The sequence below is a fragment of the Elstera litoralis genome (genome assembly GCF_000963705.1).
GTDB classification, from domain to species: Bacteria; Pseudomonadota; Alphaproteobacteria; order Elsterales; family Elsteraceae; genus Elstera; species Elstera litoralis.
Genome location: NZ_LAJY01000566.1, coordinates 1 through 1,606, shown reverse-complemented (window position 1 = coordinate 1,606; position 1,606 = coordinate 1). Strand labels below are relative to the sequence as shown.

General features: G+C 56.3%; 3 protein-coding genes. All 3 read right to left on the bottom strand.

Annotated elements, in window-relative coordinates; translation table 11 throughout:
* Positions 1–458: ABC transporter permease (locus tag VZ95_RS17510; RefSeq protein WP_045777005.1), on the bottom strand; the 458-nt coding region annotated here is incomplete at its 3' end.
* A gap of 66 nt (positions 459–524) precedes the next feature.
* Positions 525–1,094, bottom strand: a complete 570-nt coding sequence (locus tag VZ95_RS25935; RefSeq protein WP_052711903.1) for a periplasmic substrate-binding domain-containing protein — start codon at positions 1,092–1,094, stop codon at positions 525–527.
* A partial coding sequence (locus VZ95_RS25930; protein ID WP_232302732.1) for an ABC transporter substrate-binding protein occupies positions 1,066–1,606 on the bottom strand: 541 nt, incomplete at its 5' end. The genes VZ95_RS25930 and VZ95_RS25935, both read right to left, overlap by 29 nt.

Here is a 1,606-nt window from a genome sequence, read left to right as displayed (position 1 = left end):
AGAAAGCTCGGCACCGCAAGGCCGATGAAGCTGAACATGGTAACGATGTAATCGCCGATGGAATATTTCTTCACGGCGGAGAAAATGCCGATGGGCAGGGCAATCCCCCAAGTGGCAAGCAACGTCGAGAAGGTCAGGATCAGGGTGAGCGCCATGCGCTCCCAAATCAACTCACCGACCGGCTGCTGCCATTCGAAGCTCATACCAAAATCGCCCGCCGTGACGATATTGATGATCCATTTGAAATATTGCACGAGCATCGGCTGGTCGAGGCCAAAGCGTTCGCGCAGGGCCAGCGCCGCCGCCTGATCGACCACTTCGTTCGAGGAGGCGAGCGTTGCGATATAAGTCGTCACGAAATCGCCGGGCGGAAGCTGAATAAGGACGAAGGCCAAGAAGCTGATAACGATCAGCGACGGGATCATCCAGAGCAGCCGGGTGAGGATAAAACGAGCCATCGGCTTAGGTTCCATTGAAAAGCAAGCAATCCCCCGCCACCGCAGCGGCGGGGGATTCCAGGGCGGTTAGGCCTTGAAGAAATACTGGGCAGGCAGAGTCGGTGCCGGGTTCGGGTACGACCAGCTATCGGGAAATTTCTCCGGCACATTCATCAGATTGTTTTTGCAAACACCGAAGGTGTTGACGCCCAAACAGACGCCAATGGTTTCAAACGCCTCATAGGTCAAATCGAGCATCTGTTTGACCAATTCGGCACGCTTGGCGAGATCGGTGGTACCACGCGCTTGGTCGAACAAAGCCATGCGCTTCTTCTGACTTTCGGGGGGCTCTTCACCCTGCTTGCCACCCGACACGAACCAATTCGCCCAGGGAATCGCATAGCGCGAGCCTTGCGGATGGTAAGCGAGATAGTCGCGCGGATCGAACATCAGATCGAGCCCGCCCGCCCCGGACCAGGAGGCGGCGTCATGGTCGTTATTATCGCCGCGCGTGAAATAGAGCGCGCGTTCAATAGTATTGACCTTAATATCGATGCCGATATCGGCCCAATGGCGCTTCACCAGTTCCAGCGCATCCACCTGATCGGGGTAAAGTGTCGGGATCACATCAATCCCGAAGAAGACTTTTTTGGCCATCGGGGCGCAGGCGGAAGCCTTGGCCGTCTTTCTTATCATAGCCGAGCTTATCGAGAATCGCTTTGGCCTGGGGCGCATCGAACTCGGTGAATTGCTTGGCGAGCTTGGCGTGATGCCAGGGATGGCCGGGGCGCGGGCTGGTTTGATAGGGTTCGGACTGGCCGAGGTAGACCAGCTCGATGATTTCCTGCCGGTTGATGCCGAGGGAGAGCGCGCGGCGGAACTCCTTATTCCCCAGCATTTCCCGCACCTTCGGGTCTTTATGCAGAATATTCAGATAAATCTGAACCTGCTGGGCGTTCGCCGCCACCAGTTCAACCAGATGATAATCGCCGCGCTTGATGTTCTGGGACAGGGTGGGCTTATTCGCCAGCGAGTTGATATGGCGATCCTGCATATCGATCTTGCCGCCAACGATATCCAGCATTAGCGATTCAACGTCCTGGGAAATCGAGTAGCTGACCTGATCGATATAGGGTAGTTGGCGGCCCTGCTGATCGACCTGCCAGAAA